Origin of the sequence: Exiguobacterium sp. s91 (assembly GCF_018618915.1) — a bacterium.
GTDB classification, from domain to species: Bacteria; Bacillota; Bacilli; order Exiguobacteriales; family Exiguobacteriaceae; genus Exiguobacterium_A; species Exiguobacterium_A abrahamii.
On sequence record NZ_JACSMZ010000001.1, the window covers coordinates 179,308 to 193,054 of the forward strand.

A 13,747-nucleotide genomic window follows, 5' to 3' on the forward strand; every position below is an offset into this window, starting at 1 on the left:
GAGAGATGAGCGATTTAGTGGTTATCAAAAAAGCTTCGCTGCGATGCTATGACTAAAAAATTAGGCGCTTCCGCTCGATCGTAATAAATTTAAATATCCAAACAGATCCTCTTCTTTCAACGGTCGACTGAAATAATAGCCCTGGAAATAATCACAACCTTCTTGCGCGAGCCAATCTGCCTGCTCCAACGTTTCTACCCCTTCAATTAAGATCTCCATCTCGAGATTATGTCCAAGTTGAATCATCGATTGGACAATCGCTTGTTGATTCTTACCGTTAAATAACGAACTGATAAATGAACGGTCAATCTTCAATAACTGAATCGGTAATGAACGAAGTTGTTTAAAGGACGAGTAACCAGTACCGAAATCGTCGAGTGAGACACGAATACCAAGTTCTTGCAGTCGTGCTAATTTTTCATAGGTCGCTGTCTCATAGGATAAGGCGGCGGACTCCGTGATTTCGAGCTCCAGATATGCGGGATCCATGCCTGTCTCTGCGAGAATCATTTCGACGCGGCGTAAGAACTTTTGACTCGCGAACTGAAGTGGCGAGACGTTAACAGCAATCGAGAACGGTTCCGGAGTCAGGTCTTGCCACGCGACCCAACGTAGGCAGGCTGTTCGTAGTACCCAGTCACCTAAGGCATGAATTGCTCCCGTATTTTCAGCGACGGGAATGAACTCGGCTGGTGAGACGAAGCCAAGCTCATCATGCGTCCAGCGTGCTAAGACTTCAACACCCGTCATGCGTTCCGTAGCTACTGCAATCTTTGGTTGATAGACAAGCTCGAAGGCTTCTGCTTCGAGTGCCTCCGTCATGAATTTTTCAATCTGGACGGTCCGTAAGATATCGTTTCGATTCTCGACCTTGAATTCCTTGATCGTGTTTTGCGCTTCAGTAAACGAAGCATGTAGTGCCAGTTTTGCATATTCGATCAGTTCTTCTGCTGTTGTGGCGTCTTCCGGGTAATGGCTGATTCCGGCGCGCATCGTCAGCGTAATGACCGTTCCATCGATATCAAATGGTTGCGATAAGGCAGTGTAGCACTTCTCAGCTTTTTGAGTCGCGAGATGACTGCGTTCGTCAACGAGGAGAACAAGGAATTCCGATGAATCAAGGCGTGCTAGGACATCACGGGCGTGAATCGTTGCTTGCAGACGTTCTGCAATTTGCAATAACAGACTCTCGACGCCTTTATGTCCCAGCATATCACTCAGAGAACGCCAACGGTCCATGCTGAACGCGAGACACGAAATCGGAATTCCTTGTCTGATCTGTTCTTCGATGAACAGCGTGATTTTGTCTCGATTCGGTAAATTCGTCAACCGGTCATGAAAGGCAAGGTGTTCGAGTTGTTGCTGGGACGAGACTTGATTGGTGACGTTGCGGAAGAACCACAGTGTCTGATTCAAGTTCTCGCCTTTTAGCGGGTGATTGACGACTTCAAGGATACGTTCGTCGACGTGTAGCATCTGTTTCGTATGATCGGGCACATCAAGACGTAACGTCGCGTCATGTTCCGTTAAGTATGAGTGACGTTCCGGGAAAAAATCATGGAACAGCGAGTTTGCATATTGGATCAGACCGTCAGGATTCGTCGTTACGACACCATCTTCGGTTGATTCAAGAATCGTCGCTTGGATGAAGTCACGTTTACGTAACTGGAGGTCAAACAAGACGGAAGCGAAGAAGACGATGAACAAAAACAGCGTGACGATCGAAACAAGCGTCAATAGCATCGCTGGTTCGATGACTTGATCACTCGTGAACGATGGAATCATCTGAAACTCTAAACCGAGCATACCAACGTGATGCATCCCGGAGATCGCAATGCCCATGATGAGAGCAAAGAAGACTTTTGTCTGCACCAGCATCTGTCGTTTAGCATAACGCGAAAAGAAACCGATCCAGAGTGCGGTCCAAGAAGCAGCAATCGCAATCAAGATCGAGAGCAACACATATCCTGTATGATACTGCAGGGTCATCCCCTGTAAAGCAGCAATCCCGACATAATGCATGCCGGCAATCGCACTTCCCATCAAAAAACCACCAAGAACGAACGATTCACGGGACATGCGACGGGCGACGAGATAAAAGCCAAGGATACATCCCGTCATCGCGATGATGACCGACAGAAAGACGAGCGGGAACGAGTAGGTCGCATCCTTCAAGGTACCATGACCAAGCATCGCGACGAAATGCATCGACCAGATACCAAGACCTAAAATCGATCCACCAGCAATCAACCAAAGATGTTTCGAACGATCGGTCGCCGTTTTGACGCGTCCCGCGAGTTCAATTGCGATATAGGCGGATGTTGCAGCAATCAGATAAGATAACGTGACAAGTAAATAGTCAGTATGAGCATGCATCGTATGGTTTGGCATGATAGATGGAGTCACCTCGGCAGAGTAGAATGTTTAATCGAATGGTAAAGGTGTAATCTAGATACCCTTTTTCATTCAATCATATACATTTTTTTCAAATAATATCTGCAGGTGAGGAAAAATCAAAGCATATCAATTATAGATGAAGACCGACGAGGATTTTATGATCCATTAATTTCGTATACTGGAGCGTATGAAAAAACGGATTTCCGAAGTCGCATGGTTGAAGATGGACATGAATCATGTGATAACTGTAAGACAAGTTGGGGTTTGCCTTTAGCAGATTCAAAATCGTCTGTTCTTGGGATGCTGGGCTGATGTCATAGATATGAAACGAGATGATGTTATGACGGATGCGAAACGGGGCAATCGTGAGGGTGAACGATTTATGATGGGCAAATCGATGTTCTGTCGAGACGGTCGATCCGGTAATCACGAGCTCATGTGGCGTGATGCGTAGTTTCGGGTGCCAAAAATCTTTAAATTCGGTTGCGATGATGTCGCGCAAGTCTTCTTCCGTCACATACGTCGTGACGAGAATATCTGATGGATTGCCAAGATAGTCGTTATCCGTATTCATATATAAGCTCCTTTATCGATTAGTGGAGGGAATCAATGCGCTGTCGTTCAGGGTAAAGAAAGGTATGCTTTTTCTCCTGATCTGCAGAACATAGATTCAATATGATTGTAACTTTTTTCCTTATTTTTGTTTTTCGTTCATTGATTGTTTAGGGAAAGCGATTCTTGATATTTCATCGAAAATCAATCGTGTACTCCATTGGCTGTCATGTCAGTCCCTACAAAAAGGAGGAACCAGCTATGACCCACTATGACTATCTCGATCAGTATTTATTGACCGACTGCTCGCGGTCAGCCCATACGATCAAAGCATATCGGAGTGATCTTCGGCAAATGCGCTTGCATCAAATCGATTGGTCAGTCGCGTCCTTACGACGCTACTTTCACTGGATGAAAGCACATTATAAGCCGTCGACGATCCTGCGACGGTATCATGTCTTACATCGGCTCGGAAACGTTCTCGTCGAGCGACGACGGATTAAAAAGAATCCGATGGTCGAGATCCGTCCGATTGTCCATCAACGTCTCCAAGATGAGACCTATCATGATAGTGAAGAGTTGATCCCCGTGATTCGACAGATTCAAAATTCAACCTATCGCCTCTTCTTCGAGGTGCTCAGCCAAACGGGCCTCCGCTTCATGGAGGCCCGTTTGTTGACGGTGCAGGATTTTGATCTAGCGAAGAATGAACTGTACGTGCGTCACGGGAAAGGTGGGCGGACACGGACCGTTCCGATCGGAGAGACCCTTTGCGACAAGATTGTTCTGTTTCTAGCAGGTCGCACGACTGGCTACTTGTTTCAGTCCGTCACGGGACGGATGATCAATGAACATGCGGCAAGAAGGGCACTTCGCGAGGTCGGATTTACGTCCTTAAAGCGTCACGTCCGTCCGCATATGCTCCGGATCGCCTATGCGACCTATCTTTACCAGCAGGCAGGATTGAAGCTACTTGATATAAAGCGTCTGCTTGGTCACGCCAGCATCTCAACGACGGAAGGATACATCCGTAGCCAGACGAATCACGTCCGGGACGTTCTTAATCGTCTGTCCGCTTGAGGCGATTGACTGACGTATGGGCAATGTCGTGCGACGGTAAGACGTAGTGCTGAGTCGTCCGAACATCGCTGTGACCGAGTAAGCGCATGATGGTTAGAATGTCCGTCTGATGCACGTGATAAAGTGTCGTTGCGAACGTCACCCGGATGTCATGCGGTCGCAGGATCCGTCCGAGACATCTTTCACTTGCTTCTTTTAAGACACGACGAAACTTTGCCGGATTGACCGGTCGTCCACTATCTTCACAAAACAACGGCAGGACATCAGGGCGAATCGTCTCGATGTAACGCGTCAGGACATCACGTAATGTATGATGCAGCGGAACTTGACGGGATTGATCGCCTTTACCGCTCCGGACGAGCAACTGATCGCGCGCAAAGTCGATATCTGCGAGCTGTAAGTCACGTGCTTCCGAAAACCTTAGTCCCGTGTGCAGGAGAAGAAAGCTAAAGGCGTAGACAGTCTCGTCACGAATCGTCTCGAGGACACGGTGGACGTCGTCGTACGTGAAGGCAAGTCGTCGGTAGGGTGCGGGAATCGGTTTTTTGACGCGAGCCAATGGATTCGCCCCGAGTGAACGTTCCGCGACCAGTTGATCGAACAGGATGGAGAGCGCATGTAGTCGTCGAGCGGCAGTCGCTGGAGCATAAGTGTCGCGCAGAAACTTACCATAGCGTTGGAGCGACGGAAAATCGATCCGTTCGACGTGGCGACAGAGATGCCGTACGTCCGAGCGATAGGCTTTTTTCGTCAAGGGACGATAGTCCGCCTGTTCGATGATCGCGAGTAAGCGTTCTTGATAGTAGGTCATCATCCGAGGAGGAACTGGACTTTCTGCCGGAGTTCCGACTTCAACGAACGGAGTCGCGCCGGGGAGTAACCGAGCGTCTCTTCCGTGCCGTGCATCAAGGCTTCGAGAAACGTGTACTCTTTATTCGACAGATCCTGTTTAAGTTCGCTGAGGAGATAATGAAAGGAGGCGTTCGGTGTCCGAGGAAGCTCCGGCATCGTCTCGACTGCGACTTCAGTCGCAAGCGTCCGGTTACGGGTCGCTAAGTAGTCGAGCATCGCCCCTTTTGCCCGAATCCGAGCGAAGGTGACAGTCATGACCTTTCCTTCTTCGATTGATTTCCAAAGTCGGAGGAGGGCAGCTTGCCGGCATTCATCATGTTCATTCGGGTGGATCGAGAGGCGGGACAGGAGGGAGTTGACGAGGGGAATCCAGTTACGTAGTAAGTCGTTCATGAGTATCCGTTTCTTCAGATATGCATATCTGTTATGTATTCCGCGGTAGTTTTAGTATAAGTAGAGTTATCCGCCAGGCGCAACGCTCCATTTCTTCAATCATGCCAACGGTTTCTTCAACTTTCGATGAGCGTAAGCCGTTTGATTTCCTATCCTTCCGTCCATTCGCTTCAGATAAACCCGCATTCTAATGCGATCACTTTCAGGATAACTCTACTTATCCGCTGGGGTGTTCGGGATAATCGGACATCAAATTCCAGAAAATAAATTTCAAAAATAGATTGATGTTATTTGAAATAGAATGATGAAATAGAAATGGATAAATGTTACAGTGAGCGTAATCCGTGACAAAGGAGGAATCGTCAAATGAAATGGATGAAAGGGCTCGTCGTGCTCGTCATGATGTTGGTGTTGCTCGTCCCGACTTCGATTGATGCCAAAACCATGTCAAACGCCAAGTACTTAAAGAAACAATTCGCAGCAGCGGAAAAAGGAACATTGCTGGATGCGAAAGCAAAACTGTATGATCGCTTCACCATCAAAGGAAAAGACGCCAGTTATGGGGTCGACGAAACGGACTGCTGTGTGTTCGGCAAGTTAAAAGGAAAGAATTTGTACTCGGATTTTCGTTTTAGCGCGAAGTATCCGGAGCATGTAGGTGTCTTGATGACGTTACCGAAGCTTGACGATCGCAAGATCAAGTTAAGTGAGGTCAAGAAAGCACTCGGTAAACCGGATGAGCATGAGAAGCTGAAAAAAGGCGAAGTTCCGACGAAGATGATTTTCCTGATTAAAAAAGAGAAGTATCTCAACTTCAAGCAAGAAGGTACCTACTATTATAACGTCAGCAAAAAAGCACTGCTTTGGTTCGACTACGATACAAAAGGATATGTCCGCGCAATTGGTGTTTCTGCGACGGATCGATGATTCATCTTTAACCTTTGCTCCCTCAGGAGTAAAGGTTTTTATTTTATATTTACAGACTATTAGGAAAATATAAACAAATTAATTTTTACAATAAATAGTAAATACAGAATAATCATGTTAGAATTTTCTATGGTTATTTTTTACTAATTGAAATTAAAAAATAGAGAGGGAGGTTTATCATGGCATGTATGAATTGTTCGGATGCTGCAAAGCGTGGATTGAAATTCTGTCCGAGTTGCGGTGATGCCTTAGAACAGCATGTAGAACATGCAGAACCTGTAGAGAAAGAACGCGACGTCAGATCAATTCGTCCTAAGAAAATGAGTAAATCTGCAAAAGCGATTCTGTTGACGGTCGGATTGTTGGTCGTTGCCGGTGGTGCCTATTATGGACTCGCGACACAATGGTTCACGGTCGAAGCGACGACGAATCAGGTCCGCGATGCGATTCGATCTGGTGACGCTACACTACTCGCTGAGCATACAGAGTTCAACGGAAAACCGATTGATCAGAAGATGGCGCAACGCTTTTTAGATGCCTTGAAAGAGACGCCGGAGCAAAAGGAATCATTCATGGATTATTTATTGATGGCCGGGGCATCGATTCAAGCAGAAAACGATAGTGATGTTCCTGGTCAAATCGTAGCAAGTGGTCGTCAACTCGGAATCTTCAAAGATTATCGTTTACGCCTCGATAGCGTCAAAACGGAAGTCATCAGTAATTTTAAAGGAACGAAGGTCACGCTCGTGAATCCGGTCGGAACGGAGAGTAGTAAGGCATCGGCGGAAGGTATCATGATGGACGGTGTCTATCCGGGATTAACGGATGCGAAGATTGCTTACGATGGCGAATACGGTAAAGAGTCGAGTGATGTCACGATCAATCCGTTGACGCTCGACGCTGCGGACCGAAAATTCGAAATCACGTTAAAAGGAAATGCGATTGAGCTTGATCAAACGTATCCGGATGCCTTTTTAATCGTCGACGGAAAATCGACATCGAAACAAGTATCCGATTTGAAGAACTACGGACCAATTCCGAAGAACGGCATCAAACTGTCGATTGAGAATTCATTCCCATGGGGAGAGGAAACGTCGGATGAGATCGTCGTCAAACCAGATACGAAAAAAGCGACATTCACGTTTGAACCGTCTGAAGCTGTTTTGAATCAACTTCAAGGAGTCGTTGAACAGCATGCTGCTCAGTGGGTAGAAGCCGCAAAATTCCAAGATACTTCTAACTTCTATTTGATTGATGATGCTTCATATATTGCGAAGCAACAAAAAAATTATGACGATTGGAGCCGAAAGGACTTGGAGTGGGATGGAGAGTTCATGAATGCGTCGATTGATCGTTCTTCAGCGAAATTCGTCGAGTATGGGGATACGATCGGTATTGAAGTCATGGCGACGACCTATATTCGTGGAGAACTCTACACCTATGGAAGTGAGTATCCAGGTAAAACAACCTCCAAATCACTTTTCCGTTATCTCTTCACATATGGTAGTACACCAGATTCTGATAGCTACGAGGAAAGTTTCCGGATTCAACAGGCAACGAGTATTAAATAAGAACAAGGGAGGCTACACAGATGATGGATTGGCAATCAGTCAAATCACGTTTTCAAGGGATGACAGCAAAAGAATTACAGGAGCAGGCGGAGCAAGCACGACGTGAAAAAGGACGCTTGCTTTACGAAATCGGAGAGCGTCATTACATGAAGCTGCGGAGCGAAGGGCGTCGTCAAGAAATCGAGGATATTCTTGCACAAGAAGTACTCGTATTCGGTGCCTTGTCACGGATTGATGAGATGGAAGTCGAAGCTGCGCAAAAGCAATGTAAGTCATGCCGGACGCCACTTGAGCCAGGCGCGAAGTTTTGTGGGAAATGTGGCACGTCCGTTCCACGCGAGAACGAACAAGCAAAAGTCGCCTGTACGACATGCCATACGCCACAACGTAATGATCAGCATTTTTGTACATGCTGTGGATCAGAAATGGGGCAACGCGTATGAAGTATTGTTCGACCTGTGGTCAAGCACATGCTCCGCACGCCCAGTATTGCGAAGTAGACGGGACGTCACTCGATAAGCAAGCCCGTCCGATCCGTTTCGAACAAGCGGCGCATTTTTGTGTCGGGTGTGGTACACAGATGGATGGTCGTGCGTCGTACTGTCCGAATTGTGGGCATTCGCGCCTCGTCGCTGCGACATCAGAAGGCTCACTTGTAGACCGTCTTCCGGGTATGGATGACATTCGTAAGAAGTGGAAGTCGCAGGATTGGAACGTGAATCTCCCGTTGAAAGAGCGGGGACGCGCATTTATATCACGATTCGATTTCTCGCTTGGGAATCCGAGCCTTGCGATCGGTAGTATTGCTGCCGTCATTTGTTTTGCTGCAATCATCGTTTTATTGTTCGTCATGCTTGGTCTACTCAGTGATAACCCGGCATTAGAAGGAATTAAGACTGTTCAACAAAACATGGGGGATGATTTTAGTACGTTCGGTATGTTCTTCTTCCTTGCCTTCGTCGCTCTTGCTGGTCTAAATCTCACATCAAGTGAAGACTTGAAATCACGCTTTCTGACAGAAGTGGTAGGCAACGATGCGGAACAGTTCTCTGATATTCAAAAAGCAATCGATCAGCTTGATTTTCATATTTTCTCAGGACACTTCTTGCTGTCTTTACCAGGGTTAATTTTATTAATCGGTAGTGCCTGGTTACTGGAACGAGGTGGTGTCATCGGAATCAAGGCGACATCGTGGAATGAACGGATCGAACGTGCGGTCGTCTTTGCCCTGACATTATCGGTGATCACATTGATTGTCGGATTGTTTGCGACGGATTTCGGCATTTTCGATCTACATCTGATCACAGGAATGCTTCGAATTTTCCTTTTAGCACTCGCTGGTGTTCTGTTATTCCAATTCATCGGTCAAACGAATCTAAGCGGTTCTTGGCAAGTCGGACGAGTCGCTGCGACAACATTGATGAGCGTTTATTTGTTCGGTGTCCTACTGACGTCATTTGGACAAGTGTATTATCTAAACGAGCTCGATGAAATGGACGAAGTCGAATTTGGGGAATCAGCAAGCCTCGTTCTCTTGAGTGGTGCTTCTCCGCTTTACGCGATGTCACAAGCGGGACAAGTCGATTTCAAGATGACCGTTTTGACGGAAGACTTCCGTCTAGGTGCTGCCTTATATGGCGAAGACCGTTTGAATGATCTGCAACGACCAGTGGAAGAAGCGGGAGAAGCTTCGAATCTGAGTCGGATTCAAGGAATCATCGGGAATCAGATTGAAAACGGAGAAGATCCAACACTTGATCCGAAAGTAACGCGTTTTGATGAGACGGTGGATGTGGGACTCTTGACACGCTTCGCGCAAATCGCGAATGCCTCCACTTCGTTTGAAGAAGAACAATTGCTCAGTTCAAGTGTTGCTCCGTACGGCTTGATTGCTCTTATTTTGATGTTCGTCATCCATGTCGGAATCGGATTCCGCTGGATTCGGACGTTACCGAATGTCGCGATCTATGCTGGAGTCTTCATGATTGGTGGACTTATTTTAGCGTACTTCACACAAACGCGGTTTGAACTGCAATGGGATAACGATGTCCTAGCCGGTGTCGTCGTTTCTACTTTGACATGGTGGAATGCGTTCATGCTGTTCCTCTTCCCGTTCCTCGGTGGACTAGTGGGATACGGATTGAATCGCTTTAAAGATACAAAAGGATGATTCCAAAAAAACGCTTGTCTCCGGTTTCGAAGACAAGCGTTTTATCATAAGGACTGTTTGGTCGTCTGTTCAAAGTCGACCGTCGAATCTTTTTCAATGCCGGAATTGCGGAATGTCAGACCGCCGTCGTCATTAAACTGGATTTCTAAAGAAGACTCATAAAAGTAAAGCATCAAGCTATTGTCGGAATTAAAGCGTCCACTATATGTAAAGTCATCAAGTGGTTGTCCTTCATAATCTCGAGCATCATGGATTGTCAGTGTCGCCTCACGATTCGGATGCGTCACGACATCAATCGTCGCATCGCTATAATCTTGCTCGTACTCGCCTTGATCACTCGTCGAGTATGTATAGGTACCCGCCACGTCACGAAATGCTTTTTCGACCTTACCAAGGGTGCGGTGGTAACGAGCCGCTTCGTTCGCGAGCGCTTTGTCACCGAACGTTTGATTCATAACTCGTTCCGCATGACGAAGGGCGTCCGTCGTCTGATTCATGAACAAGGCAGCTTTCAAATCGTGAAACGCCTCTTGTTGTTGCGCCAGCGCGATCAGGCGTTTGTCTGTCGCACCTTCTGTCCGAGCTTTTTCGCGCCATTGTTGTTCTTCGAACAGGTCTCCAGCGAGCGAGCTTTGAGCACTTTGCTTCAAGTAGAGATCCGCTGAGTCGTTACTACAGCCACCTAGTATGAGAGCTGTCAAAAGAAAAGGCAATATGCGTCGCATCATAATGTCATCTCCTTCTTGAAGGTTCGTTTCACAGAGGTGATGCTGTATCGATCGTCATCGAACGTCACCTCATATTCGACGATGGCGCGATAAAGTCGTTTCTTTTCTTCATCATTACTGAAATGAACGCGAGCGTATGTCTCGGTCGTTTCGACTCTGAATTCACTTTCGCTGATGGCTTCCATACGATCGAAGGTCATATCCTTTAATGTGAGGTAACTATATGGATCTTCTTCAGGCACCTTCAGTCGATCACCGAAACGATCTCGCTCATCTTCAGATAAATCGTCTTCACCGTAGAATAGATCAGCATAGGAACTATAATCCTCAATCGTGGAGTCATAATAATCCCAACCACCATCTTCTCCATTGTTGAGCAAGGGGAGGCGCTGGGCATAACTATTTAGGAATTCGTACAAGGAATCGGGTGAGGCAGCATCAAAAATGAGGTAATCCTCAAGGTCCTCATCAGCTAGTTGATTAAGTTGTGTCGCTGAAGCACCTTCCGGCAAGACTTGATCGATGTCAGCCGCTGCATGCGTCAGTTGACTCGTCTTAAATAATGGTTGTGCCGCTTGATATTTGAGATAACCGAACGTACCTCCACCGATGCAAAGCATCACGATCACCAATCCGATGAACCAGGATTTTTTGACGGAACGGGATTGCGATGAACGATTTTTTTGACCGCAGACCGGACAATAAATCATCTGGTCATTCATCGGGGTTCGACAATTCGAACAATGTGACATTAAAAAGCACTCCTTTCTTAACTTCGCTATTATAATGTAAAATAAAGATAAAAAATAACAAATTTTTGAACAAAAGGAGAGGGAATCATGGATCCATATGAACGATTGGGGATATCGCGGACCTCATCGATGAAAGAGCTCGAGCGAGCGTATGCTGAGAAGCTAGAAGTACATCCGGAGGAATCCGAGGAGCGGACAGAAATCGAACGAGCATACGTCGTCATCAAGTACGAAAAGAAACAAAAGAACAAACGCAATAAGCGAACGGTCGGGATTAGCGCAATTGTCCTCTTACTCGCTGCTGGCGGAGGGACGTATTTCTTTTTGAATCCGGAAGAGACGCCTCAAGCGGTCGAACAAAAGAAGCAGGATGCTTCATTCGTCATTGGTGAAGAAGAGAAGACGAGTCAGGAAAAATCGGAATCGAAATCAATGGAAGCGACGAAAAAGTCAGATTCGAAGGAAGTGTCCGATCAGGATTATAAGAATATCCAGGATATTTCAACGCTCTTTTTCCGAGAACTCGAAGATGCTCTGACGGAGCGGAGCGTCAAAGGGCTGTCCGTCAGTACGAACACTTATAATCAAAACTTCCAAAGTAGTTTGAACGATCTCGTCACAGGGGGGTATATCTTTGACGGTGAGCTGACGGTCAACGATATTCCTCAAAACGATATTACGATTAAAGGAGATAAGGCGACGGTCAAAGTAAAGGTCGACTACTCATCACGGTCTTATCAGCCGTATCTACACGAACGTCCGGATGGCAGCACGATCGTCTGGGAACTAAATCTTGTGAAATCGGGACAAGACTGGCTCGTCGATCAACGGAAGTCGCTCTCAGATTCAGCGACAGGCAGAGGCATGGAGGTCCGAGAATCGGTTAAAGAAGATATCGTTAATACCGTATATCAACATGCAAAAGAATGGGAGCAAGCATATATCGATAAGGATACATCTGCTTTCACGTTGTTCACATCTTCTGCTTATTTAAGTAAGCAACAAAGTTATTACGCAAGCATGGACAAGAAAGGTGTTTATTGGGAAGGATACTTGGATGATGTCGAATATTCACCTTCATCAATTAATGTCAGTGAAATAGCAACTGATTTGACGGCGACCGTAGAAGCCATTTGCTACTATGAAGGTGACTATTACAAAGAAGATGACGGTTCACTCGATGAGCGTGATCCTGGAGATGACGTTCCCTTCAAATATTACCTGAAGTACAACTTAGATGATGAACGATGGTACATCGTTGATTCTGAACAACTGAAAAGCTTTAGTCATAACGATACGACGATGTATTAATCATAAGGAGGAATTCAAATGAAAAAAGTAGTTGTAGCAACAGCACTCGGTCTCATCATCAGCACACTACCAGTAGCTAGTGACTCGGTAGCAGCACTCAGTAAAACAGAGAAATCAATCGTTGATCGCCAAATCGCTGCGTTAAAGAAAAGTAAACTATCTGGTGGTTATAAACCAATCGATGTTCGGTCCGTCTATCTACTTGGTGGCAAGTACCCTGAGACGTTTACGCTGTATGAACGATTCAACACGAAGACATATATGAACGATGTCATCGGTAAAGCGCAGAAGTATGATGCGAAGAAGAAAAAATGGACGACGATCTATACGTATACGGATCGAGATACGGACTACTATGATGTTCGGGCGAAAGGAAAACTCCTTGATACGAAAAAAGAACAACTCGTCATCGGACCCGCTGGTGGGAGTGGTGGTTATGTAACTCCGATTCTTATCGGATCAACGGATGGTAAGGTAATCAAAAAAATGTTTGAAGCAAAAGAAGCGTATCCGTTCGGTCGCGCGTTGATTAAAGACAAAAAACTCTATCTTGGTTCGATGACAATTGTCCATGATGTTTACTCCTACAAAGGGAAGACATTAAAGTATCGTGTCGGTACGGGAGCGGATGATCGGACGGTCGCTGGGAAAGTATCGAAATACATGACGCTCGATTATTATGGTGGCCGTACACATCTGACGAGCAGCAAGTCGATGACACTCAAAAAAGGACAACGTTTTGGAATCGTTCGTAAGTCGACGAAGGATACGAATCCATATGTCTACCGTGCACTCTCATCAGGAGAAGGGAAGTTACAACTTGATGGGTACGGATTTAAAGCGGTGAAGACAGGTGTCGAAAAATGGATGTTCGAACCAGACGCATATGACAACTCTGTCACGGTGAAATTTACGGTGAAATAATTAAAAGCCAGTTCCTGATTATTTTAGGAACTGGCTTTTTCATTTGTCCTGCTGGTGTGATTGCAAACGATTTCATGATACGCTAGGGGA

13 protein-coding genes are annotated in these 13,747 nt (G+C 46.2%); 7 read left to right on the top strand and 6 right to left on the bottom strand.

Annotated elements, in window-relative coordinates:
- Window positions 1-60: 60 nt before the first annotated feature.
- Together KNQ06_RS00905 and KNQ06_RS00910 are read right to left on the bottom strand one after the other, a co-directional pair.
- The gene (locus tag KNQ06_RS00905; RefSeq protein WP_251133458.1) at window positions 61-2,391 is read right to left on the bottom strand and encodes a bifunctional diguanylate cyclase/phosphodiesterase; all 2,331 of its coding nucleotides are present in this window, start codon (window positions 2,389-2,391) and stop codon (window positions 61-63) included.
- 136 nt (window positions 2,392-2,527) lie between these two features.
- Complete coding sequence (locus KNQ06_RS00910; RefSeq protein ID WP_058704779.1) at window positions 2,528-2,971, bottom strand: hypothetical protein; 444 nt, start codon at window positions 2,969-2,971, stop codon at window positions 2,528-2,530.
- Between the two features lie 239 nt (window positions 2,972-3,210).
- Here KNQ06_RS00910 and KNQ06_RS00915 point away from each other — a divergent pair, with 239 nt between their 5' ends.
- Entirely contained in the window at window positions 3,211-4,029 is an 819-nt protein-coding gene (locus tag KNQ06_RS00915) for a tyrosine-type recombinase/integrase (RefSeq protein WP_215147093.1), read from the top strand.
- Here KNQ06_RS00915 and KNQ06_RS00920 read toward each other — a convergent pair.
- On the bottom strand, window positions 4,010-4,840 hold the full coding sequence (locus KNQ06_RS00920) for a tyrosine-type recombinase/integrase (RefSeq protein ID WP_251133459.1): 831 nt from the start codon (window positions 4,838-4,840) through the stop codon (window positions 4,010-4,012). The genes KNQ06_RS00915 and KNQ06_RS00920 overlap by 20 nt on opposite strands.
- On the bottom strand, window positions 4,840-5,274 hold the full coding sequence (locus tag KNQ06_RS00925) for a sigma factor (protein WP_215147096.1): 435 nt from the start codon (window positions 5,272-5,274) through the stop codon (window positions 4,840-4,842). Before KNQ06_RS00925 ends, KNQ06_RS00920 begins: the two co-directional genes overlap by 1 nt.
- Before the next feature lie 366 nt (window positions 5,275-5,640).
- Here KNQ06_RS00925 and KNQ06_RS00930 point away from each other — a divergent pair, with 366 nt between their 5' ends.
- The 4 genes from KNQ06_RS00930 to KNQ06_RS00945 all read left to right on the top strand — a co-directional run bounded on the left by KNQ06_RS00930 (window position 5,641) and on the right by KNQ06_RS00945 (window position 9,942).
- Entirely contained in the window at window positions 5,641-6,201 is a 561-nt protein-coding gene (locus tag KNQ06_RS00930) for a hypothetical protein (RefSeq protein WP_064299294.1), read from the top strand.
- Between the two features lie 179 nt (window positions 6,202-6,380).
- A complete protein-coding gene (locus tag KNQ06_RS00935; RefSeq protein WP_215147097.1) occupies window positions 6,381-7,772 on the top strand; it encodes a TcaA 3rd/4th domain-containing protein in 1,392 nt (463 codons plus the stop codon).
- Between the two features lie 20 nt (window positions 7,773-7,792).
- Window positions 7,793-8,215 carry a zinc ribbon domain-containing protein gene (locus tag KNQ06_RS00940; protein WP_214807832.1) on the top strand — a complete coding sequence of 141 codons (423 nt, stop codon included), beginning with the start codon at window positions 7,793-7,795 and terminating at the stop codon, window positions 8,213-8,215.
- Entirely contained in the window at window positions 8,212-9,942 is a 1,731-nt protein-coding gene (locus tag KNQ06_RS00945) for a zinc ribbon domain-containing protein (protein WP_215147098.1), read from the top strand. Before KNQ06_RS00940 ends, KNQ06_RS00945 begins: the two co-directional genes overlap by 4 nt.
- A 44-nt stretch (window positions 9,943-9,986) precedes the next feature.
- Here the strand turns inward: KNQ06_RS00945 and KNQ06_RS00950 are convergent, their stop codons facing one another.
- Entirely contained in the window at window positions 9,987-10,670 is a 684-nt protein-coding gene (locus KNQ06_RS00950; protein WP_215147099.1) for a hypothetical protein, read from the bottom strand.
- Window positions 10,667-11,422 (bottom strand): hypothetical protein, encoded by a 756-nt coding sequence (locus KNQ06_RS00955; protein WP_215147100.1) that lies wholly within the window; start codon window positions 11,420-11,422, stop codon window positions 10,667-10,669. Before KNQ06_RS00955 ends, KNQ06_RS00950 begins: the two co-directional genes overlap by 4 nt.
- An 87-nt stretch (window positions 11,423-11,509) precedes the next feature.
- Between KNQ06_RS00955 and KNQ06_RS00960 the strand changes: the two genes are divergently transcribed.
- Both KNQ06_RS00960 and KNQ06_RS00965 read left to right on the top strand, forming a co-directional pair.
- The gene (locus KNQ06_RS00960; protein WP_215147101.1) at window positions 11,510-12,733 is read left to right on the top strand and encodes a J domain-containing protein; all 1,224 of its coding nucleotides are present in this window, start codon (window positions 11,510-11,512) and stop codon (window positions 12,731-12,733) included.
- Between the two features lie 18 nt (window positions 12,734-12,751).
- Window positions 12,752-13,657 (top strand): hypothetical protein, encoded by a 906-nt coding sequence (locus KNQ06_RS00965; protein WP_215147103.1) that lies wholly within the window; start codon window positions 12,752-12,754, stop codon window positions 13,655-13,657.
- Window positions 13,658-13,747 lie beyond the last annotated feature (90 nt).